This is a genomic window from Pseudomonas sp. JV414 (assembly GCF_032424305.1).
In the GTDB taxonomy this organism is placed as follows: domain Bacteria; phylum Pseudomonadota; class Gammaproteobacteria; order Pseudomonadales; family Pseudomonadaceae; genus Aquipseudomonas; species Aquipseudomonas lini.
This window is the reverse complement of record NZ_VYKC01000009.1, coordinates 163,955-185,828: the sequence shown is the minus strand read 5'-3', so window position 1 is coordinate 185,828 and position 21,874 is coordinate 163,955. Positions and strand designations below refer to the sequence as shown.

16 protein-coding genes and 2 tRNA genes are annotated in these 21,874 nt (G+C 59.3%); 14 read left to right on the top strand and 4 right to left on the bottom strand.

Annotated features, from left to right (window positions below):
- Positions 1-2: 2 nt before the first annotated feature.
- The 6 genes from hflX to F6R97_RS11800 all read left to right on the top strand — a co-directional run bounded on the left by hflX (position 3) and on the right by F6R97_RS11800 (position 8,374).
- The gene (hflX, locus tag F6R97_RS11825; RefSeq protein WP_008009827.1) at positions 3-1,304 is read left to right on the top strand and encodes a ribosome rescue GTPase HflX; all 1,302 of its coding nucleotides are present in this window, start codon (positions 3-5) and stop codon (positions 1,302-1,304) included.
- A 96-nt stretch (positions 1,305-1,400) separates the two neighbouring features.
- Positions 1,401-2,573: an FtsH protease activity modulator HflK gene (hflK, locus tag F6R97_RS11820; protein WP_038978711.1), complete on the top strand. Its 1,173-nt coding sequence runs from the start codon at positions 1,401-1,403 to the stop codon at positions 2,571-2,573.
- On the top strand, positions 2,573-3,442 hold the full coding sequence (gene hflC, locus F6R97_RS11815) for a protease modulator HflC (protein ID WP_038978712.1): 870 nt from the start codon (positions 2,573-2,575) through the stop codon (positions 3,440-3,442). Before hflK ends, hflC begins: the two co-directional genes overlap by 1 nt.
- Positions 3,443-3,758: 316 nt before the next feature.
- Positions 3,759-4,946, top strand: a complete 1,188-nt coding sequence (locus F6R97_RS11810; protein WP_038978713.1) for an ATP phosphoribosyltransferase regulatory subunit — start codon at positions 3,759-3,761, stop codon at positions 4,944-4,946.
- A gap of 54 nt (positions 4,947-5,000) precedes the next feature.
- The gene (locus F6R97_RS11805; protein WP_030128327.1) at positions 5,001-6,290 is read left to right on the top strand and encodes an adenylosuccinate synthase; all 1,290 of its coding nucleotides are present in this window, start codon (positions 5,001-5,003) and stop codon (positions 6,288-6,290) included.
- Positions 6,291-6,439: 149 nt separating this feature from the next.
- The gene (locus F6R97_RS11800) at positions 6,440-8,374 is read left to right on the top strand and encodes a methyl-accepting chemotaxis protein (RefSeq protein WP_315866582.1); all 1,935 of its coding nucleotides are present in this window, start codon (positions 6,440-6,442) and stop codon (positions 8,372-8,374) included.
- A 123-nt stretch (positions 8,375-8,497) separates the two neighbouring features.
- Here the strand turns inward: F6R97_RS11800 and F6R97_RS11795 are convergent, their stop codons facing one another.
- From F6R97_RS11795 to F6R97_RS11780, 4 genes are all read right to left on the bottom strand, one after another.
- Positions 8,498-10,063, bottom strand: coding sequence for an iron ABC transporter permease (locus F6R97_RS11795; protein WP_315866581.1), 1,566 nt, complete (start codon positions 10,061-10,063; stop codon positions 8,498-8,500).
- Positions 10,063-11,073 (bottom strand): iron ABC transporter substrate-binding protein, encoded by a 1,011-nt coding sequence (locus tag F6R97_RS11790; protein ID WP_048396143.1) that lies wholly within the window; start codon positions 11,071-11,073, stop codon positions 10,063-10,065. Before F6R97_RS11790 ends, F6R97_RS11795 begins: the two co-directional genes overlap by 1 nt.
- 337 nt (positions 11,074-11,410) lie before the next feature.
- Positions 11,411-11,497: transfer RNA gene (locus F6R97_RS11785), tRNA-Leu, on the bottom strand.
- A gap of 165 nt (positions 11,498-11,662) precedes the next feature.
- Positions 11,663-11,749, bottom strand: a tRNA-Leu gene (locus F6R97_RS11780).
- Positions 11,750-11,975: 226 nt separating this feature from the next.
- Between F6R97_RS11780 and rnr the strand changes: the two genes are divergently transcribed.
- The 8 genes from rnr to F6R97_RS11740 all read left to right on the top strand — a co-directional run bounded on the left by rnr (position 11,976) and on the right by F6R97_RS11740 (position 21,730).
- Positions 11,976-14,603, top strand: coding sequence for a ribonuclease R (gene rnr / locus F6R97_RS11775; protein WP_048396144.1), 2,628 nt, complete (start codon positions 11,976-11,978; stop codon positions 14,601-14,603).
- Entirely contained in the window at positions 14,600-15,361 is a 762-nt protein-coding gene (gene rlmB / locus F6R97_RS11770; RefSeq protein ID WP_038978717.1) for a 23S rRNA (guanosine(2251)-2'-O)-methyltransferase RlmB, read from the top strand. Before rnr ends, rlmB begins: the two co-directional genes overlap by 4 nt.
- A 293-nt stretch (positions 15,362-15,654) precedes the next feature.
- Positions 15,655-16,077, top strand: coding sequence for a 30S ribosomal protein S6 (gene rpsF, locus F6R97_RS11765; protein ID WP_007902678.1), 423 nt, complete (start codon positions 15,655-15,657; stop codon positions 16,075-16,077).
- 28 nt (positions 16,078-16,105) lie between these two features.
- Entirely contained in the window at positions 16,106-16,336 is a 231-nt protein-coding gene (gene rpsR / locus F6R97_RS11760; RefSeq protein ID WP_002551829.1) for a 30S ribosomal protein S18, read from the top strand.
- Between the two features lie 36 nt (positions 16,337-16,372).
- On the top strand, positions 16,373-17,266 hold the full coding sequence (locus tag F6R97_RS11755) for a hypothetical protein (protein WP_218397213.1): 894 nt from the start codon (positions 16,373-16,375) through the stop codon (positions 17,264-17,266).
- Positions 17,267-17,285: 19 nt separating this feature from the next.
- Positions 17,286-17,732: a 50S ribosomal protein L9 gene (gene rplI, locus F6R97_RS11750; RefSeq protein WP_003197251.1), complete on the top strand. Its 447-nt coding sequence runs from the start codon at positions 17,286-17,288 to the stop codon at positions 17,730-17,732.
- 108 nt (positions 17,733-17,840) lie between these two features.
- On the top strand, positions 17,841-19,235 hold the full coding sequence (gene dnaB / locus F6R97_RS11745) for a replicative DNA helicase (protein ID WP_007902695.1): 1,395 nt from the start codon (positions 17,841-17,843) through the stop codon (positions 19,233-19,235).
- Positions 19,236-19,426: 191 nt separating this feature from the next.
- On the top strand, positions 19,427-21,730 hold the full coding sequence (locus F6R97_RS11740; RefSeq protein ID WP_038978718.1) for a YgiQ family radical SAM protein: 2,304 nt from the start codon (positions 19,427-19,429) through the stop codon (positions 21,728-21,730).
- Positions 21,731-21,874: the final 144 nt, after the last annotated feature.

The window sequence follows — 21,874 nt, the reverse complement described above, 5'->3', positions numbered from 1 at the left end:
CTTTGTTCTTTGAGCGCCACGGTGGTGGTGAACGGGCAATTCTCGTTCACTTGGATGGTCAGGACCCTGAGGCGCGCGAAGATCCGCAGGAGTTTCAGGAGTTGGCAATTTCGGCTGGCGCCGAGACCGTCGCGTTTTTTAACGTGCCGCGTCATCGGCCAACCGCCAAAACCCTGATTAGCAGTGGCAAGGTCGAAGAATTACGCGACCTGGTCAGCGCCGAACAGGTCGATCTGGTGATTTTCAATCACATCCTCACGCCCAGTCAGGAACGTAACCTCGAACGTATTTTCGAGTGTCGCGTGATTGACCGCACGGGTTTGATTCTCGATATCTTCGCCCAACGCGCCCGCACCCATGAAGGCAAGCTCCAGGTTGAACTGGCCCAGCTTGAACACATGAGTACGCGGCTGGTTCGTGGCTGGACTCACCTTGAGCGGCAGAAGGGCGGTATCGGTCTGCGCGGCCCGGGTGAAACCCAGCTGGAAACCGACCGGCGCCTGTTGCGGGTTCGCCTGCGGCAGATCAAGGGGCGCCTGGAAAAGGTCCGCAGCCAGCGCGAGCAATCTCGTCGCGGGCGCAAACGTGCTGACATCCCGACGGTTTCACTGGTGGGGTATACCAACGCCGGCAAATCGACGCTGTTCAACTCGGTCACCGATTCCGACGTCTTCGCCGCCGACCAGTTATTCGCTACCCTCGACCCGACTTTGCGCCGACTCGAACTCGATGACCTCGGGCCGATCGTACTGGCCGACACCGTGGGTTTCATTCGTCACTTGCCGCACAAACTGGTCGAGGCATTTCGGGCTACGCTCGAAGAGTCGAGCAACTCCGACCTGCTGCTGCACGTGATCGATGCGCATGAGCCTGAGCGGATGGCCCAGATTGAACAAGTCATGGTGGTGCTCGGGGAGATCGGGGCACAGGACTTGCCGATCCTTGAGGTATACAACAAACTCGATTTGCTCGAGGGTGTTGAGCCGCAGATCCAGCGCGATGCCGATGGCAAACCGCAGAGGGTCTGGTTGTCGGCCAAGGATGGTACCGGCCTGGACCTGCTCAAGCAGGCTGTGGCCGAACTGTTAGGCAGTGATTTGTTTGTTGGCACCTTGCGCTTGCCGCAACGTTTTGCTCGACTGCGTGCGCAGTTTTTCGAACTCGGTGCTGTGCAAAAAGAAGAACACGACGAAGAAGGCATCAGCTTGCTGGCCGTTCGCTTGCCACGGATCGAATTGAATCGACTCGTGAGCCGCGAAGGTCTGCAACCGATGGAATTCATCGAGCAACACACTTTGCAATAAAAGCCTGAGAAAGCGGTTGTGCCGCGGTGACAGGCATTCTGTAGCATTGGTCGGCGCGCCGTGGGTGCGTCTTTGCTTTATCAGATGGAGAGCGCTATGGCTTGGAATGAGCCGGGTGGCAACTCGAATAATCAGGATCCTTGGGGTGGCAAGCGCCGCAATAACGGCGACCGCAAGGGACCACCGGATCTCGACGAGGCCTTCCGAAAGCTGCAGGAAAGCCTGAACGGGTTGTTCGGTGGTGGTAAAAAACGCGGTGACGAGGGCGGTGGTTCGGGCAAGAGTGGCGGCTTCGGCGGCCTGCTCGGCATCGGCCTGGTCGTGCTGGCGGCTGTGTGGCTGTACAGCGCTGTCTACGTGGTCGATGAGCAGGAGCAAGCCGTAGTGCTGCGCTTCGGCAAATACTATGAAACCGTCGGCCCGGGCCTGAACATCTATTTCCCGCCGATCGATCGCAAGTACATGGAAAACGTCACGCGTGAGCGTGCCTATACCAAGCAGGGTCAAATGCTGACTGAAGACGAAAACATCGTCGAAGTGCCGCTGACCGTGCAGTACAAGATCAGCAACCTGCAGGACTTCGTGCTGAACGTCGATCAGCCGGAAATCAGCCTGCAGCATGCGACCGACAGTGCCTTGCGTCACGTGGTGGGTTCTACCGCCATGGATCAGGTGCTGACCGAAGGTCGTGAATTGATGGCCAGCGAAATCAAGGAGCGTCTGCAACGCTTCCTCGATACCTATCGCACCGGTATCACCGTCACCCAGGTCAACGTACAGAGCGCAGCGGCACCGCGTGAAGTTCAGGAAGCCTTTGATGACGTGATCCGCGCCCGTGAAGACGAGCAGCGTTCGCGCAACCAGGCTGAAACCTACGCCAACGGCGTCGTGCCGGAAGCCCGTGGTCAGGCCCAGCGCATCCTCGAGGATGCCAACGGTTACCGCGACGAGACCGTCTCCCGTGCCAAGGGTGAGGCTGATCGCTTCACCAAGCTGGTGGCCGAGTATCGCAAAGCCCCTGAAGTTACCCGTCAGCGTCTGTACCTGGACACCATGCAGGAAATCTTCAGCAACACCAGCAAGGTTCTCGTGACCGGTAACAAGGATGGCCAGAACAATCTGCTGTACTTGCCGCTGGACAAGATGATTGATAGTGGTCGCAGCCCCGGTGCTCCAGTGACCGGCGCGGCAGCCAGCAGCAATGAAGTGAATGCGCGTGCGGCAGCTGATCTGCAGCAACAGCAAGCACGTACCAGGGAGAGTCGCTGATGAGCAATAAATCGCTGATCGCCCTTATTATCGGCGTCGTCGTGGCGATCGTTGCCTGGAACTGCTTCTACATCGTGGCTCAGACCGAGCGCGCGGTGATGCTGCAGTTCGGTCGCGTGGTCCAGGCCGATGTTCAGCCGGGCCTGCATGTGAAAGTGCCTTACGTGAACAAGGTGCGCAAATTCGACGCGCGTCTGATGACACTGGATGCACCGACACAGCGCTTCCTGACGCTGGAAAAGAAAGCCGTAATGGTCGATGCCTACGCCAAGTGGCGCGTGAAAGATGCCGAGCGCTTCTACACCGCGACTTCCGGCCTCAAGCAGATTGCCGACGAGCGTCTTTCCCGTCGTCTGGAATCGGGCCTGCGTGACCAGTTCGGTAAGCGCACCCTGCACGAAGTGGTGTCCGGTGAGCGTGATGCGCTGATGGCTGACATCACCAATTCGCTGAACAAGATGGCGGAAAAAGAGCTGGGCATCGAAGTTGTCGATGTCCGGGTCAAAACCATCGACCTGCCGAAGGAAGTGAACCGCAGCGTGTTCGAACGTATGAGCACCGAGCGTGAGCGTGAAGCTCGCGAGCACCGCGCCAAGGGTAACGAGCTGGCTGAAGGCATCCGTGCCGACGCCGATCGTCAACGCCGCGTGTTGCTGGCTGAAGCCTATCGTGAATCTGAAGAGGTTCGCGGTGACGGTGACGCCCAGGCTGCTGCGATCTACTCCAAGGCATACGGTCAGGATCAGGAGTTCTACGCGTTCTACCGTAGCCTGCGTGCCTACCGTGAAAGCTTCGCGAACAAATCCGACGTCATGGTCCTGGACCCGGGCAGCGACTTCTTCCGTTACCTGGAAAAAGCCAAGCCTTGATACGGCGTTGACCTGAATCATCCCCCCGCCTGGCAGCTAAAGCCTCGGGCGGGGTGATCCTTTGGGAAAACGTGTGTATGATGCGGCAGCCGGGAAATTCCCGGCTTTTTTGCGTCTGCACGTTTGATTGCTGTTTTTATGCAGGCGCCCGAGTTGAATGACTCGACAGGTTTTTCGAGGAAAGTGGTTGGCGAAGCCGGTTTCAGGCTTTTCGCCCCGTTGTTCATGCGCGTGGTTTGCACATGAACCGATCATTTTCTGCTTCACTCAAGGCTCGCCCAAAGGCTTGTCGCCCGGATCATAGGGGAATGGCGTAATGGCAACGGTAGACCGCTGGCTGCTGCCAGATGGCATCGAAGAAGTACTGCCACCAGAAGCTGCGCGCATCGAAGTAGCGCGTCGCCAGGTGTTGGATCTGTTCCAGAGCTGGGGTTACGAGTTTGTCGTGACTCCCCATATCGAGTACCTGGAATCCCTGCTGACCGGTGCAGGTTCGGACCTCGATCTGCGTACCTTCAAGGTCATCGACCCGCAGTCGGGCCGGCAGATGGGTTTCCGTGCCGACATCACGCCGCAAGTGGCGCGCATCGATGCGCATACCCTGCGTCGCGAAGGTCCAAGTCGTCTGTGCTATGCCGGTAGCGTGCTGCATGCCCAGCCGCGTGCCTTGTCGTCCTCGCGCAGCCCGATTCAACTGGGCGCCGAGTTGTACGGCGATGCCAGCCCGAGCAGCGACGTGGAAGTCATCAGCCTGATGCTGGCCATGCTGCAACTGGCCGATGTGCCGGATGTGCACATGGACCTCGGTCATGTCGGCATCTACCGCGGCCTGGCCCGCGCCGCCGGTTTGTCGGGCGAAGTCGAGCAACAGTTGTTCGATGCGTTGCAACGTAAAGCCATCGACGAGGTCATTACCTTGACCGAAGGCTTGCCTGCCGATCTGTCGGGCATGCTGCGAGCGCTGGTCGACCTGTGTGGCGGTCGTGAAGTGTTGAGTGCAGCGCGTGAGCGTCTGGCCAATGCGCCGGCGCCCGTGCTGGCGGCCCTGGACGATTTGCTGGCGATTGCCGAGCGTCTGTCCACGCGTTTCCCGGAATTACCGCTGTATTTCGACCTGGGCGAGTTGCGCGGCTACCACTACCACACTGGTGTAGTGTTCGCCGTGTTCGTCCCGGGTGTTGGCCAGTCCATTGCCCAAGGCGGTCGTTACGACGACATCGGCGCCGATTTCGGTCGTGCCCGTCCGGCAACTGGTTTCTCTACCGATTTGAAAACCCTGGTGACCCTGGGGCGTGCTGAAGTCGAGCTACCGTCTGGCGGTATCTGGATGCCTGACAGTACGGATGCAGCACTCTGGCAGCAGGTTTGCCAGCTGCGCAGTGAGGGTCAGCGAGTTGTTCAGGCGTTGCCTGGGCAGCTTTTGGCCGCCGCCCGTGAAGCGGACTGCGACCGGCAATTGATTCAGCAGAACGGGCTTTGGCAAGTATTGCCGCTGGCTTCTTGAGTTTTCCTGCCGGCCGCCGCCGGCACCAAGTTTGCGCGAATGAGGACAAGTGTTATGGGTAAGAATGTCGTAGTCCTGGGCACCCAATGGGGTGATGAGGGCAAAGGCAAGATCGTTGATCTGCTGACCGAACATGCTGCCGCCGTAGTGCGCTACCAAGGTGGCCACAACGCTGGTCACACCCTGGTGATCGACGGCGAAAAAACCGTCTTGCACCTGATTCCGTCGGGCGTGCTGCGCGAAGGCGTGCAGTGCCTGATCGGTAACGGCGTGGTGGTTGCACCCGACGCCCTGCTGCGGGAAATCATCAAGCTGGAAGAGAAAGGCGTTCCGGTGCGCGAGCGCCTGCGTATCAGCCCGTCTTGCCCGCTGATCCTGTCCTACCACGTAGCGCTGGACCAGGCCCGTGAAAAAGCGCGTGGCGAGCTGAAGATCGGTACTACCGGTCGCGGCATCGGCCCGGCTTACGAAGACAAAGTTGCCCGTCGCGGTCTGCGCGTAGGCGATCTGCTCAACATGCCGCGCTTTGAAGCCAAGCTGCGTGAACTGGTGGAATACCACAACTTCATGTTGGTCGGTTTCTACAAAGAGCCAGCCATTGACTTCGACAAGACCCTGGCCGAGTGCAAAGAATACGCTGAGCTGCTCAAGCCGCTGATGCTGGACGTGACTGCCGAGCTGCACGACCTGCGTCGTGCGGGCAAAGACATCATGTTCGAAGGCGCCCAAGGTTCGTTGCTGGACATCGACCACGGCACCTACCCGTACGTGACCAGTTCTAACACCACCGCTGGCGGCGTTGCTACCGGTTCGGGCGTTGGTCCTATGTTCCTGGACTACATCCTGGGTATCACCAAGGCTTACACCACACGTGTAGGTTCGGGTCCATTCCCGACTGAGCTGTTCGACGAAGTCGGTGCGCACCTGGCTAAACAAGGTCACGAGTTCGGCGCGACTACCGGCCGTGCTCGTCGTTGTGGCTGGTTTGACGCCGTTATCCTGCGTCGCGCTATCGATGTGAACAGCATCTCGGGCATCTGCCTGACCAAGCTGGATGTACTCGACGGTCTGGAAACCATCAACATCTGCGTCGGCTACAAAGATGCCGAAGGTAAGGACGTTGCCCCGACTGACGCTGACAGCTACATGGGCCTGCAGCCGGTGTACGAAGAAGTGCCGGGCTGGACAGAGTCGACCGTGGGTGCCAAAACTCTGGAAGAGCTGCCAGCTAACGCCCGTGCTTACATCAAGCGCGTTGAAGAGCTGATCGGTGCGCCGATCGACATTATTTCGACGGGCCCGGATCGCAACGAAACCATCGTTCTGCGTCACCCGTTCGCTTAATAAGTCGTTGATGTAAAACACGAAGGCCCCTTAATTGGGGCCTTTGTCGTTTATGCCTGTCGAACGGCATGACCTTTGCTGGGAACATTGAAAAAGCATCGTTTCTGACGTGCTATCAATTTGATGGCGTCAAAGCAGAGGGATTTTCAGTGTCGGCCGTTCTCTCACTGTTACAAAGCCGTCTCTTGCGGCCCGTGTTCGTTACCCTTGGTATCGCCCTTTTGGTGCAGGTGCTGGTGGCTGTCGCTCTGACCCGGAGCACAGTGACTGCGCTGGAAGCTGATTTGGGTCTGCGGCTGGACGCCGACAGCCAAAAGCTCTCTGGTGAGCTTGAGCAGGCGGGACGTGAGGTCACGTCGAGTCTGGATAGTCTGTCCGCCAGTACTCGCCAACGCCTGACAGCCGGACTGTCTCCGCGTCTGAAGGACGAGCAGGCACAACTGCGTGCGACGCTGGAGAAGGGGTTGAAGGATTCAGCCAACGACATGGCGCAGCTTCTGGCCTCGGTCGCACCCCGCGCCATGTGGGACAGCGATATTCCCACTCTGTCCGAATTCGCTCGCCGTGCCCAGCGCAATCCCAATGTGTTGTTCGTGGTTTACGACGATGCCACGGGCCAGCACCTGACGCGCTACCTCAACCGGGAGAACCCGATCAACAAGGCGCTTCTGGAAAAAGGTCAGGGCGAGCGGGCGCTGGACAAGGTGCTGGATGCGGCGAAGAACGATCCGTCGGTCTACTACCTTGAAGCCTCGATCAACCCCAATGGGGTAGAAATCGGCAAGGTCCTAATGGGGGTTTCGACCGCTTCCGTGGAAACCGATCTGGCGGCGCTGGACAAGCGCTTCTCGGCGCTGATCGCCAGCAGCGATCAACTGGTGGGCGACAGTCTCAAAGGCGCGGCAGCTGACAGCGCAACGGCGATGCGCGGGCGTCTGCAATCGGCGCAGTCCACCGCCGCTGAAATGAAAGCCAATACCACCACTGCCGTGCAGGAAGCGGCGGGGACTTTGCGCTGGCGCATCGGCATGGGCTTGTCGCTAGTGGGTTTTGGTGTGCTGCTGTTGCTGGCAGTGGTGCTGGGTCGTCGAGTGGTCAACCGCTTGAAGCTGCTGATCGCCGCCATGGATGACCTGGCGGCAGGTGAGGGCGATCTGACCAAGCGCGTGCAGATCAACAGCCAGGATGAGATCGGCGACATGGCCTCGGCGGTCAATCGCTTTGTGGATAAGTTGCAGCCGATCGTGCGTGAGGCGGGCGATGTGGCCCAGCGTACCGGCGTGGAAATTGGTGCCATGACCCTGCGCAATGCTGGCGCCGATGCGGCGGCGGGCATGCAGCGCGATGAAGTGGCCGAAAGCTTGCGTGCGTTGTCGCAAATGGCTGACGAAGCTCAGTCTGAAAGTCACGCCATGCAGGCCGCTTTGAAGCAAGTGGTGGACATTCGTCAGGCCACGGATGAAAACACGCGGACCTCGGCGAAAGTCGGCAGCCTGATCGAAGCGTTGGCCGGACAGGTCGACACCGGCGCGAAAGTCATCGAGCGTCTGGCGCAGCAGAGTGAGCAGATTGAAGTGGTGCTGACGGTGATTCACGGGATCGCCGAGCAAACCAACTTGCTGGCATTGAACGCGGCCATTGAGGCGGCGCGTGCCGGCGAGACCGGTCGCGGGTTTGCCGTGGTGGCGGATGAGGTGCGGGCACTGGCGAGCAAGACTCAGAGTTCAACCGGTGACATTCAGGCTCACATCGTTGCGTTGCAGCAGGGCGCGCGCGAGGCTGTTGCAGCGATTGGTCAGGCCGGACGTCAGGCCAGCGAAGGTTTGCTGGTGTTGCGCGACAGTGCGCGGTTGCAGCAGTCGGTGCAGGCCTCGGTCGAGCAGGTGCATGCGGCGATCGGTCTGGCGACCCAGGCCGCGGCGCATCAGGCGCAAGGTGCGCAGGCCGTTCGGGGGCGGGTTGAGACCATTCATGCTCAGGCTGAAAAGGCTGCTCAGGCGGTGGTGGAGACCACGGCCAGCGGCAAAGTGCTGGATGGCTTGGCGGCGCAGTTGAAGGCTAGCTTGGGGCAGTTCAGGGCTTAAGTTTTGTATTGTTTGTGCGGGCGCCATCGCGGGCAAGCCCGCTCCCACAGGTACTTCTGTGAACTCACAATTTTGTGCGTAACGGAAGACACTGTGGGAGCGGGCTTGCCCGCGATAGCGATCTCAGCGACTCAAATACATCCGCGTCGTCAGTAAATAAACCGGCAACCCCGACACCACAATCAACAACGCTGCATAAGGCGCCGCCGCCGCAAACTCCACATTTGCGGTATGCGCCCAGACTTCCGTCGCCAACGTATTCAGCCCGGTCGGACTCAGCAGCAGCGTCGCAGTCAGTTCCTTCATCGCATCCAGAAATACCAGCGCAAACGCTGCCCCCAAGGCAGGGAAGATTATCGGCAGCGTCACCCGACAAAACGCGCTGAAGGACGACGCTCCCAGCGTGCGTGCGGCCTCTTCCAGTTGCGGCGCTGCCTTGTTCAGCGCGGTGCGAATCGGCGCTTGAGCCAGCGGCAGAAACAACAGCGCATAAGCAATCAGCAGCAGCGCCGAGGTCTGGTACAGCACCGGCACATAATGCAGGGCGAAATACACCAGGGTCAGCGCAATCACCAATCCCGGCAGTGCATGCAGCAGATACGGCAGGCGCTCGGCCCAGATTGCCAGTCGGCCTTTATGGCGCACCACCAGCAACCCCACCGGCACCGCCAACACCAGGCACAGCGCTGCGCCACCGAGGGACAGCGCCAGAGATGACAACAAGGCCTCGCTGATCGCGGCGACCGGGAACGCCGCTGACGAACCCACCATCAGCCAATACGCCAGCATCCCCAGCGGAATACCGCTGCCGATGATTGCCAGCAGCAGGCAGTACAGCTGCCCGACAGTCGCCCAAGGCCCCAGGCGAACCTGCTGCGCATGTCGCGCCGCGCCCTGGCCGGTGCGCACATGTCGGCCCTTGCCGCGCACGCGCAGTTCCAACCAAAGCAGCATCAGACACAACACCAGCAACACGGCGGAAAGCATCGCCGCATTCGCGTTACTGAATTCCAGTTCGAACTGTTGATAGATCGCGGTGGTAAACGTCTGCAGGCCGATGATCGACAGCGCGCCGAACTCCACCAGCATGTGCAGCGCAATCAGCAGCGAACCGGCCAGCAGTGACGGCCAGAGCAACGGCAGGGTGATTTTGAAGAACACGCCCCAGCGATTCTGCCCCAGGGTTCGTGCCGACTCCTCCAGCGACGGATCGAGATTGCGCAGGGTTGCCGCCACCGGCAGAAAAATCAGCGGGTATTTGGACAGGGTCATCACCAGGATCGCGCCGCCTAGCCCTTCGAAGTGAGCACTCAGGGAGACCCAGGTGAAGCTGCTGACAAACGCCGGCACCGCGAACGGCAGACACAGGATCACGCCCCATAGCCGTCGCCCCGGCAGATTACTGCGCTCCAGCAACCAGGCGAGCGACAAACCAATCACACCGCAGGCCAGCGTGACGCCCACCATCAGTGCCAAGGTATTACGCAGCAGGCCAAACACATAAGGGCGCCACAACAGATGCAACGCCTCAGCCCAACCGGCCTGCCAGGTCTTCAGTCCGACATATGCCAGTGGCAATAGACTGAGCGCCACCAGCAGCAAAACCGGCAGCAACAACCAGATCGACGGCCGCTTGCGCCGTGGCATGTAGCCCCCGCGCAAGGCGGGGGCGGATAACGATGCGCTCATCAGTTCAAGCCAACGTCACGTTCCAGGTCCAGGGCTTCTTCGGCGTTGCCGAGATCGGCTGGCGTGACTTTCGGCGCTTGCAGTTCGCTGAACGGCTTGAGGCCACGATCCGATTCCATGCCTTTGTGCAGCGGGTATTCGGCGGTGGTCTGGGTAATCACGCGCTGACCTTCTTCGCTGGCCATGTAGGCGAGGAATTGCTGGGCTTCTTTTGGATGTTTGCTGGATTTCAGCACCGCAGCGCTGGAAACGGTGATTAGCCCGCCGACATCACCGCCGGTGAAGTAATGCAGTTTCGAATCGAGCTGGCCTTTTTCACGCTGCAAGGCGAACCAGTAATAGTTGTTCACCAGCACGGTGGCGACTTCACCGTTTTCCACAGCCTTCAGCGCGACCATGTTGTTGCTGTAGGTTTTGCCGAAAGCGCGTAGGCCGGTGAGCCATTCTTCGGCTGCATCCATGCCGTGCACTTTGATGATTGCTACGGCTTGTTCCTGAAACGCGCCGCTGGTTGGAACGAAGCCGACCTTCCCTTGCCATTTCGGATCGGAGAACTCCATCACCGACTTGGGCAGGTCTTTTTCATCGATCAATTTGGGGTTGAATGCAACCACGCGAACTCGCGCAGTGATACCGATCCAGGTGCCGTTGCCGGCAACGTAGTCCTTGGGCAGAACGGCGAGGGTAGCGGCGTCGGTTTTCGCCAGCAGGCCTTGTTCGCCGAGTTTGTTCAGCGGTGGGGATTCTTCGGTGTAGATCACGTCGGCGGGGGAGCGATCGCCTTCTTCGACGATCTGGCTGGCGAGCTGGTTGCTGCTGCCCTTGCGCACATTGACGTGAATCCCGGTCTTGGCTTCGAAGGCTTTGGCGACGGCGTCGCCGACTTCTTTGTGTTGGCCGTTGTAGAGTGTCAGGGAAACCGGATCGGCGGCTTGGGTGAGGGGAGTGGCGAGTGTCAGGCCGAGCAGGGTAATGGTCAGGCCGCGGCGCAGGGTATTTCGAAACATCATTCGCAGGGTTCCTCACTGTCGCATTGCAAAATCTTGTAACAATGATAAACGATATTGTTTCTCAAGTGCGTCTTGCGGGGGCTGCGAGGTTTTGCTAATGGTGGTTAGAGCGGGCTTTTGTGGCGAGGGGGCTTGCCCCCGTTCGGCTGCGAAGCAGTCGCAAAACCTGATAATTAGGTGTGGCTGGAAGAATGAAGAGGGCCGCTTCGCGACCCAACGGGGGCAAGCCCCCTCACCACAGCGAGAGGTGGTATTTGAAATTTTCGAAAGCCAGAAACGCAAAAACCCGCTTTCGCGGGTTTTTGTGAAATTCAAGATCGTGACCTTGAATTTGAATTGGTGCCCAGAAGAAGACTCGAACTTCCACGACCTTGCGGTCACCAGCACCTGAAGCTGGCGTGTCTACCAATTTCACCATCTGGGCATAATCGCAAGCGTTGCCGCTGTTGATGTGGCGCACTATACGGAGAGCATTTTGATCTGTAAACCCCTGATTTAGTTTTAATAAATCGGAAGCCTGAAATGCAAAAACCCGCTTTCGCGGGTTTTTGTGTGAGCCTTGAAATTGTTCTAATCTCAAGCTCGAAATTGGTGCCCAGAAGAAGACTCGAACTTCCACGACCTTGCGGTCACCAGCACCTGAAGCTGGCGTGTCTACCAATTTCACCATCTGGGCAGTATCGGCAGCGCGTGTGCGTCGTCGATGGCGCGCACTATACGGAGCGTCTTTTTAACTGTAAACCCCCGGCATCGAAAAAACCTGGAAAATTTCTCCAGTGGTATTCAAATCAGCTTTGCCGTGTCGATAAAGGGCTTTAGATGGGCTGTCATAGCCTGAAATTTCCCGTTTCATTACGCCTATGCCAAACTAACCCGCATATAGACAAGGTGAAAACTCTCTAATGGCCGATTGGCAGTCCCTCGATCCCGAGGCCGCTCGTGAAGCGGAAAAATATGAAAACCCTATTCCTAGCCGCGAACTGATCCTTCAGCACCTTGCTGATCGAGGTTCGCCTGCTAACCGCGAGCAGCTGGTCGAAGAGTTTGGTCTGACCACAGAAGACCAGATCGAAGCCCTGCGCCGCCGCCTGCGCGCCATGGAGCGCGATGCTCAACTCATCTATACCCGCCGGGGCACTTATGCGCCGGTGGACAAGCTCGACCTGATCCTGGGCCGCATCAGCGGTCACCGTGACGGCTTCGGCTTCCTGGTGCCGGATGACGGCAGTGATGACCTGTTCATGAGCCCGGGGCAAATGCGCCTGGTGTTCGATGGCGACCGTGCCCTGGCCCGTGTTTCCGGTCTCGACCGTCGCGGTCGCCGCGAAGGTATGATCGTTGAAGTGGTGTCCCGTGCCCACGAGACCATCGTCGGTCGTTACTTCGAAGAGGGCGGTATCGGTTTTGTCGTCGCGGACAATCCGAAGATCCAGCAAGAAGTGCTGGTGACTCCGGGTCGCAACGCCAACGCCCAGATCGGTCAGTTCGTCGAAGTGAAGATCACCCACTGGCCGACGCCACGCTTCCAGCCGCAAGGCGACGTGGTCGAAGTCGTGGGTAACTACATGGCGCCGGGCATGGAAATCGATGTCGCCCTGCGCACCTACGATATTCCTCACGTCTGGCCTGAAGCGGTGCTCAAAGAAGCCGCCAAGCTCAAGCCGGAAGTCGAAGAGAAAGACAAAGAGAAGCGCATCGATCTGCGTCACCTGCCGTTCGTGACCATCGACGGCGAAGATGCACGCGACTTCGATGATGCGGTCTACTGCGAAGCCAAGCCGGGCAAGCTGCGCCTGTTCTCCGGTGGCTGGAAGTTATACGTGGCGATTGCCGACGTTTCCAGCTACGTGAAAATCGGTTCGGCACTGGATAACGAATCCCAGGTTCGTGGCAACTCGGTGTACTTCCCCGAGCGCGTCGTGCCGATGCTGCCAGAGCAACTGTCCAACGGCCTGTGCTCGCTGAACCCGCACGTCGATCGCCTGGCCATGGTCTGCGAGATGACCATCTCCAAATCCGGCGAGATGACCGATTATTGCTTCTACGAAGCGGTGATTCACTCCCACGCTCGCCTGACCTACAACAAGGTCAGCGCGATGCTGGAAACGCCGAAAGCCACCGAAGCGCGTCAGCTTCGTGGTGAATACACCGACGTCCTGCCGCACCTCAAGCAGCTGTATGCGCTGTACAAGGTTCTGCTGGCGGCTCGTCATGTGCGCGGCGCGATCGATTTCGAAACGCAGGAAACCCGGATCATCTTCGGTTCCGAGCGCAAGATTGCCGAAATCCGCCCGACCGTTCGCAACGACGCCCACAAGCTGATCGAGGAATGCATGCTGGCGGCCAACGTGGCCACTGCCGAATTCCTGAAAAAGCACGAAATCCCTGCGTTGTATCGTGTCCATGACGGCCCGCCACCGGAGCGTCTGGAAAAACTGCGCGCCTTCCTTGGCGAGCTCGGCCTGTCCCTGCACAAAGGCAAGGATGGTCCGTCGCCGAAGGATTACCAGGCTTTGCTGGCCAGCATCAAGGACCGTCCGGATTTCCACCTGATCCAGACCGTCATGCTGCGTTCGTTGAGCCAAGCGGTGTACAGCGCTGATAACCAGGGTCACTTCGGCCTGAATTACGAAGCCTATACCCACTTCACTTCGCCGATTCGCCGCTACCCGGACCTGCTCACGCACCGGGCGATTCGCAGCGTCATCCATTCGAAAATGGACACGCCGCACGTTCGCCGTGCCGGTGCGATGATCATTCCGAAAGCGCGCATCTACCCGTACGACGAAGCGATCCTGGAGCAGCTCGGCGAGCAGTGCTCGATGAGCGAGCGCCGTGCCGACGAAGCGACCCGCGACGTAGTGAACTGGCTCAAGTGCGAGTTCATGAAAGACCGTGTGGGCGAATCGTTCCCGGGTGTGATCACCGCCGTGACCGGTTTCGGGCTGTTCGTCGAGCTGACCGACATCTACGTCGAAGGCCTGGTGCACGTCACCGCGCTGCCGGGTGATTACTACCACTTCGATCCTGTGCACCACCGCCTCGCCGGTGAGCGTACCGGTCGCAGCTTCCGCCTTGGCGACACGGTTGAAGTGCGCGTCATGCGCGTCGACCTCGACGAGCGCAAGATCGACTTCGAGATGGCTGAAAAAACCATCAGCGCGCCGATCGGTCGCAAGAAGCGTGGAACTGAAACTGCTGCTCCTGCCGGCGCTGCTACCAAATCGGCTGCAGAGCCGGCACCGGCCAAAACCGGCCGTCGTCCTGCCAAGGAAAAGGCTGTCGAAGCCTATCGCCCGAGCGATGCCGCGGCAAAAAATGCCGAGTTGCGCAAAAGTCGTGAACTGAAACAGGCGTTGCTGTCTGAAGCGAAAAGCGGCGGTAAAGCGGCGTCTGGGGGAAAGACCGGGCGGTCGGCGCCTGACAAGGCCTCCGGCGGCAAACCGAGCAAACATCGTAAAGGCCCGCCGAAAGCGGGTTCGGCCCCAGCCAAAAGCGGCGGGTCGCGTAAACCTAAGGCCAAGTCATGAGTCAGTTGGAAAAGATCTATGGCGTGCACGCTGTAGAAGCGTTGCTGCGTCATCACCCAAAACGCGTCAAGCAGATCTGGCTGGCTGAAGGCCGCAGTGATCCGCGGGTACAGACGCTGATCGCACTCGCTGCCGAAAATCGCGTAGCGGTCGGTCAAGCTGAGCGTCGTGAGCTGGATGCGTGGGTAGAAGGCGTGCACCAGGGCGTGGTCGCGGACGTTAGTCCGAGTCAGGTCTGGGGCGAGGCGATGCTCGACGAATTGCTCGATCGCACTGAAGGCGCACCGCTGTTGCTGGTGCTCGACGGCGTGACCGATCCGCACAACCTCGGCGCTTGCCTGCGTTCGGCCGATGCGGCCGGTGCGCTGGCGGTGATCGTGCCAAAGGACAAGTCAGCCACCCTGACCCCGACGGTGCGTAAAGTCGCCTGCGGCGCGGCGGAAGTGATTCCGTTGGTGGCTGTGACCAACCTGGCGCGCACCCTGGAAAAACTCAAGCAGCGCGGCTTGTGGGTCGTCGGTACGGCGGGCGAGGCTGAGCAGGAGTTGTATCAGCAAGACCTGACCGGCCCGACCATCCTGATCATGGGCGCGGAAGGCAGCGGCATGCGCCGCCTGACTCGCGATCTTTGCGATTATCTGGTGCGTCTGCCAATGGCGGGCAGTGTCAGCAGTCTCAATGTGTCCGTGGCGACTGGCGTGTGCCTGTTCGAGGCCCTGCGCCAGCGTGGCGTCAAGGGAGCCGCCAAAAAGTCCTGACACAACCCTGTAGGAGCTGCCGAAGGCTGCGATCTTTTGACTTTGACTTTTAAAGATCAAAAGATCGCAGCCTCGTTTCACTCGACAGCTCCTACAGGTGCTCGGCTTTCCAGTCGAGGTGATTGTTCAAATATTCACCAATTGCCTTGCGCCTCTCTTGTCCCTTCTCTACAATTGCGCCCCTTGCTGTGACGGCAGGCACGCATGTGTCTATCGCAAGCAAGTCCATAAGTGTCATTCACTCCTTGTCTGACCGCTTTTGAGCGGCAGGCTACAACCCGTAAGGAGCATTCATGCGTCATTACGAAATCATCTTTTTGGTCCACCCGGATCAAAGCGAGCAAGTCGGCGGCATGGTTGAGCGTTACACCAAGCTGATCGAAGAAGACGGCGGCAAAATCCACCGTCTGGAAGATTGGGGCCGTCGTCAACTGGCCTACGCAATCAACAATGTTCACAAGGCTCACTACGTGATGCTGAACGTTGAGTGCACTGGCAAGGCCCTGGCCGAGCTGGAAGACAACTTCCGCTACAACGATGCAGTGATCCGTAACCTGGTCATCCGTCGCGAAGAAGCCGTTACCGGCCAATCCGAGATGCTCAAGGCTGAAGAAAACCGCAGTGAGCGCCGTGAGCGTCGCGACCGTCCTGAGCACTCCGACGCCGAAGGCGTTGATGGTGATGACAGCGACGCCAGCGATAACGCTGACGAGTAATCCACGGACCTTTTAAGGAGCCTATCAAATGGCACGTTTCTTCCGTCGTCGTAAATTCTGCCGCTTCACCGCTGAAGACGTGAAAGAGATCGATTACAAAGATCTCAACACTCTGAAAGCTTACGTATCCGAGACCGGCAAAATCGTTCCAAGCCGCATCACCGGTACCAAAGCTCGTTATCAGCGTCAGCTGGCCACCGCTATCAAGCGCGCCCGCTTCCTGGCCCTGCTGGCCTACACCGACAGCCACGGCCGCTGAGACCGGGCAGTCGACACGTAGCAAAGGATTGAATGCATGCGCGCCTTAGCTGAGTTCATCATGCGCGGCCGTATGCAGGCCACTCTGGTAGTGGCCGGATGCGCAACATTGCCGTTGTTGTATTGGTTGGGTGCTGCCGCCGGATGCCTTGTGCTCCTGCGGCGCGGATTGAAGGACGCCTTGGGCGTTCTTGCTCTGGGACTGCTGCCGGCGTTGATCTGGTGGCTTTACTCCGACGACCCACGGGCACTTCTGGTGCTGCTGGGGTCTTCGAGCCTTGCGTTGGTTTTGCGCGCAAGCGAGTCCTGGAACCGCGTGCTGCTGGTCAGCATAGCGATGGGGTTGGTGTTTTCAGTGGTGCTGGGGGCGGCTTTTGCGCCCCAGATCGAGATGCTGGCGCAGGCTTTGATAAAAGTCATGCCGTCGCTACTCGGTGATGTCTACCAGCAATTGTCGGTAGACGAGCAAGCGCGTTTCGCGTCCCTGATTGCACCGGTCCTGACCGGCCTGATTGCGGCCTTGTTGCAAATCGTCAGTGTGCTGAGCCTGATTGTCGGGCGCTACTGGCAGGCGTTGTTGTACAACCCGGGTGGTTTTGGTCGCGAGTTTCGCGCCATCCGAATCCCGCTTTTACCGGCGATGTTGCTGCTGGTGTTGATGCTTCTGGGGCCTAACTTAGGCTCGCAGATGGCCATGTTGACACCGTTGTGCAGCGTACCGCTGGTGTTCGCCGGGCTGGCCCTGATTCACGGGCTGGTGGCGCAAAAGCGGCTGGCCAAATTCTGGCTGGTGGGGTTGTACGTCACGCTGTTGCTGTTCATGCAGCTGATCTATCCGTTGCTGGTGGTCTTGGCCATCGTCGACAGCCTGATTGATTTTCGCGGTCGTTCGGCACCGAAAGATGCCGATAGCGCGAACGGTGAAGGTTAAAAGTTAAGAGGATTTTCACATGCAACTGATCCTTCTGGAAAAAGTCACCAACCTGGGCAACCTGGGTGACAAAGTGAACGTTAAGGCTGGTTACGGTCGTAACTACCTGCTGCCTTACGGCAAAGCTACCGCTGCGACCGCTGCCAACCTGGCTGCGTTCGAAGAGCGTCGCGCTGAGCTGGAAAAAGCCGCAGCAGACCGTAAAACTTCGGCTGAAAGCCGTGCCGCCCAACTGGCTGAGCTGGAAGTGACTATCACTGCCACCGCTGGTGACGAAGGCAAGCTGTTCGGTTCGATCGGCACCCACGATATCGCTGATGCACTGACCGCCTCTGGCGTTGAAGTTGCAAAAAGCGAAGTTCGTCTGCCGAACGGCACCATCCGCAACGTAGGCGAATTCGACGTAGCCGTGCACCTGCACGCCGAAGTTGAAGCCACCGTACGCGTTGTCGTGGTAGCAGCTTAAGCAGCACTTGTCGGCTGGCACCCTCGGGTGCTTGTCGGTAACATCGGGCACGATCCTGTTTACAGGTCGTGCCCTTTGTCTTTCTGAAACTCCCAATTCCAAGTGGCCATGAACGATATCTCCGCTCCCGAGCAATACGATCTGCAAACCGCTGCCCTGAAGGTGCCGCCGCATTCCATCGAGGCCGAACAGGCCGTGCTCGGTGGTCTGATGCTGGACAACAACGCCTGGGAACGTGTGCTCGATCAGGTCTCGGACGGCGATTTCTATCGTCATGACCACCGTTTGATCTTCCGTGCGATCGCCAAACTGGCCGATCAGAACTCCCCGATCGACGTCGTGACCCTTGCCGAGCAATTGGACAAGGAAGGTCAGACCTCGCAAGTCGGTGGCCTCGGTTACCTGGGTGAGCTGGCGAAAAACACGCCGTCCGTCGCCAACATCAAGGCCTATGCGCAAATCGTTCGTGCACGGGCGACGTTGCGGCAGTTGATCGGCATTGCCACCGAAATTGCTGACAGCGCTTTCAATCCGGAAGGCCGCACGGCTGAAGAGATTCTCGACGAAGCTGAGCGGCAGATCTTCCAGATCGCCGAGGCCCGGCCAAAAACCGGCGGCCCGGTGAGCGTGAATGACCTGCTAACCAAGGCTATCGACCGTATCGATACCTTGTTCAACACCGACAACGCCATCACTGGCCTGTCCACCGGTTACACCGACCTCGACGAGAAGACCAGCGGCTTGCAGCCTTCCGACCTGATCATCGTCGCCGGCCGTCCGTCCATGGGTAAAACCACCTTTGCAATGAACCTGGTGGAAAACGCCGTGTTGCGCAGCGACAAGTGCGTACTGGTTTACTCGCTGGAGATGCCAGGCGAATCGCTGATCATGCGTATGCTTTCGTCCCTTGGGCGTATCGACCAGACCAAAGTCCGGGCCGGTCGCCTGGACGACGACGATTGGCCGCGCCTGACCTCGGCGGTCAATCTGCTGAACGATCGCAAGCTGTTCATCGACGACACGGCCGGTATCAGCCCGTCGGAGATGCGTGCGCGGACCCGGCGTCTGGTGCGTGAACACGGCGACATTGCCCTGATCATGATCGACTACCTGCAGTTGATGCAGATCCCAGGTTCCGGCGGCGACAACCGGACCAACGAGATTTCCGAGATCTCCCGTTCCTTGAAGGCCCTGGCCAAGGAATTCAACTGCCCGGTGGTGGCGCTGTCCCAGCTCAACCGCTCCCTGGAGCAACGACCGAACAAACGCCCGATCAACTCCGACTTGCGGGAATCCGGAGCGATCGAGCAGGATGCTGACGTGATCATGTTCGTGTACCGGGATGAGGTGTACCACCCGGAAACCGAGCATAAAGGCATCGCCGAGATCATCATCGGTAAGCAGCGGAACGGCCCGATCGGCACGTCACGACTGGCGTTCATCGGTAAATACACCCGTTTCGAAAACTTGGCGCCGGGCAGCTACAACTTCGACGACGAGTAAATTATTCGTTGTCTGGTCGGGCCTCTTCGCGGGCAAGCCTCGCTCCTACAGGGATCACGCCGAAGCTGTGGGAGCGGGCTTGCCCGCGATGGGGTTGTCGCAATTTCCGACCATAGCCGTCGGAATTGGTCAAATTTTGTGCTATATTCCGCGCCCGCGAAATTCAATGAAAGCCAACACCGGTTATCGACATGCAAGCAGCCAAGCCGTTATTTGACTATCCCAAGTACTGGGCCGAATGTTTCGGGCCGGCGCCATTCCTGCCGATGAGCAGGGAGGAGATGGATCAGCTTGGCTGGGATTCCTGCGACATCATCATCGTCACCGGTGATGCCTACGTCGACCACCCGTCGTTCGGCATGGCGATCATCGGCCGACTGCTGGAGGCCCAGGGCTTCCGCGTCGGGATCATTGCACAGCCGAACTGGCAGTCCAAAGACGACTTCATGAAGCTCGGCGAGCCAAACCTGTTCTTCGGCGTCGCGGCCGGCAACATGGACTCGATGATCAACCGCTACACCGCCGACAAGAAAATCCGTTCCGACGACGCCTACACCCCCGGTGGCCTGGCGGGCAAACGTCCGGATCGCGCGAGCCTGGTTTACAGCCAGCGCTGCAAGGAAGCCTACAAGAATGTACCGATCGTGCTCGGTGGCATCGAAGCCTCCCTGCGCCGCATCGCCCACTACGATTATTGGCAGGACCGGGTGCGTAACTCGATCCTGATCGACGCTTGCGCCGACATCCTGCTCTACGGCAACGCCGAGCGCGCGATCGTCGAAGTCGCCCAACGCCTGTCCTACGGTCACAAGATCGAAGACATCACCGACGTGCGCGGCACCGCGTTCATTCGTCGTGACACGCCGAAAGACTGGTACGAAGTCGACTCGACGCGCATCGACCGTCCGGGCAAGGTCGACAAGATCATCAATCCGTATGTGAACACCCAGGACACTCAGGCCTGCGCCATCGAGCAGGAAAAGGGTCCGGTTGAGGACCCGAGCGAAGCCAAGGTTGTGCAGATCCTCGCCAGCCCGAAGATGACGCGTGACAAGACTGTGATCCGTCTGCCATCGGTCGAGAAAGTCCGTGGCGATGCGGTTCTCTATGCTCACGCCAACCGCGTGCTTCACTTGGAAACAAACCCGGGTAACGCCCGCGCGCTGGTGCAGAAGCATGGCGAAGTGGACGTCTGGTTCAACCCGCCTCCGATTCCGATGACCACTGAAGAAATGGACTACGTGTTCGGCATGCCTTACGCACGGGTTCCGCACCCGGCGTATGGCAAGGAAAAAATTCCTGCCTACGACATGATCCGCTTCTCGGTGAATATCATGCGCGGTTGCTTCGGCGGCTGTACGTTCTGCTCGATCACCGAGCACGAAGGCCGGATCATCCAGAACCGTTCCGAAGAGTCGATCATTCGCGAAATCGAAGAGATCCGCGACAAGGTCCCAGGCTTCACCGGGGTGATCTCCGACCTCGGCGGCCCGACTGCGAACATGTACCGCATTGCCTGCAAGACTCCGGAAATTGAATCCGCGTGCCGCAAGCCTTCGTGCGTGTTCCCCGGCATTTGCCCGAACCTGAACACCGATCACTCATCGCTGATCCAGCTCTATCGCAGCGCCCGTGCCCTGCCGGGTGTGAAGAAGATCCTGATCGCGTCTGGCCTGCGTTATGACCTCGCGGTCGAGTCGCCGGAATACGTCAAGGAGCTGGTGACTCACCACGTTGGTGGTTACCTGAAGATCGCTCCGGAACATACCGAGGAAGGTCCGCTCAACCAGATGATGAAACCGGGCATCGGCAGCTATGACAAGTTCAAGCGCATGTTCGAGAAGTACACCAAGGAAGCCGGGAAAGAGCAGTACCTGATTCCGTACTTCATCGCCGCTCACCCGGGCACCACCGACGAAGACATGATGAACCTGGCGCTGTGGCTCAAGGGCAACGGTTTCCGTGCCGACCAGGTGCAGGCGTTCTACCCGTCGCCGATGGCCACCGCCACCGCGATGTACCACTCGGGCAAGAACCCGTTGCGCAAGGTCACTTACAAGAGTGACGCCGTGACCATCGTCAAGAGCGAAGAACAGCGTCGCCTGCACAAGGCGTTCTTGCGTTATCACGACCCGAAAGGCTGGCCGATGCTGCGTGAAGCGCTGACCCGCATGGGCCGCGCCGACCTGATCGGACCGGGCAAGAACCAGTTGATCCCGCTGCATCAGCCGGCGACCGACAGCTACCAGAGCGCCCGTCGCAAGAACTCGACACCGGCCGGCAGCCACAAAGTGGCAGGGGAAAAGACCACCAAGATCCTGACCCAGCACACCGGTCTGCCACCACGTGCCAGCGATGGCGGTAACCCGTGGGACAAGCGTGAACAGGCCAAGGCTGCGGCGTTCGCCCGCAACCAGCAGGCGGCCAAGGAGCGCAAGGACGCGGCCAAAGGCAAGGGGCCAAAACCGGCCCGCAAGCCAGTCGTGCCGCGTTAATTTCCGCGCCATATCGCAAAACGCCAGCCTCAGTGCTGGCGTTTTGTTTTCTAGCGAGTGTGCGGCCTGTTTGCTAAGGTGACGCGCACTTCAATGGCGGCCCTGGAAACCGATTTCCCTATACGACGCCAAACCCTGTGGGAG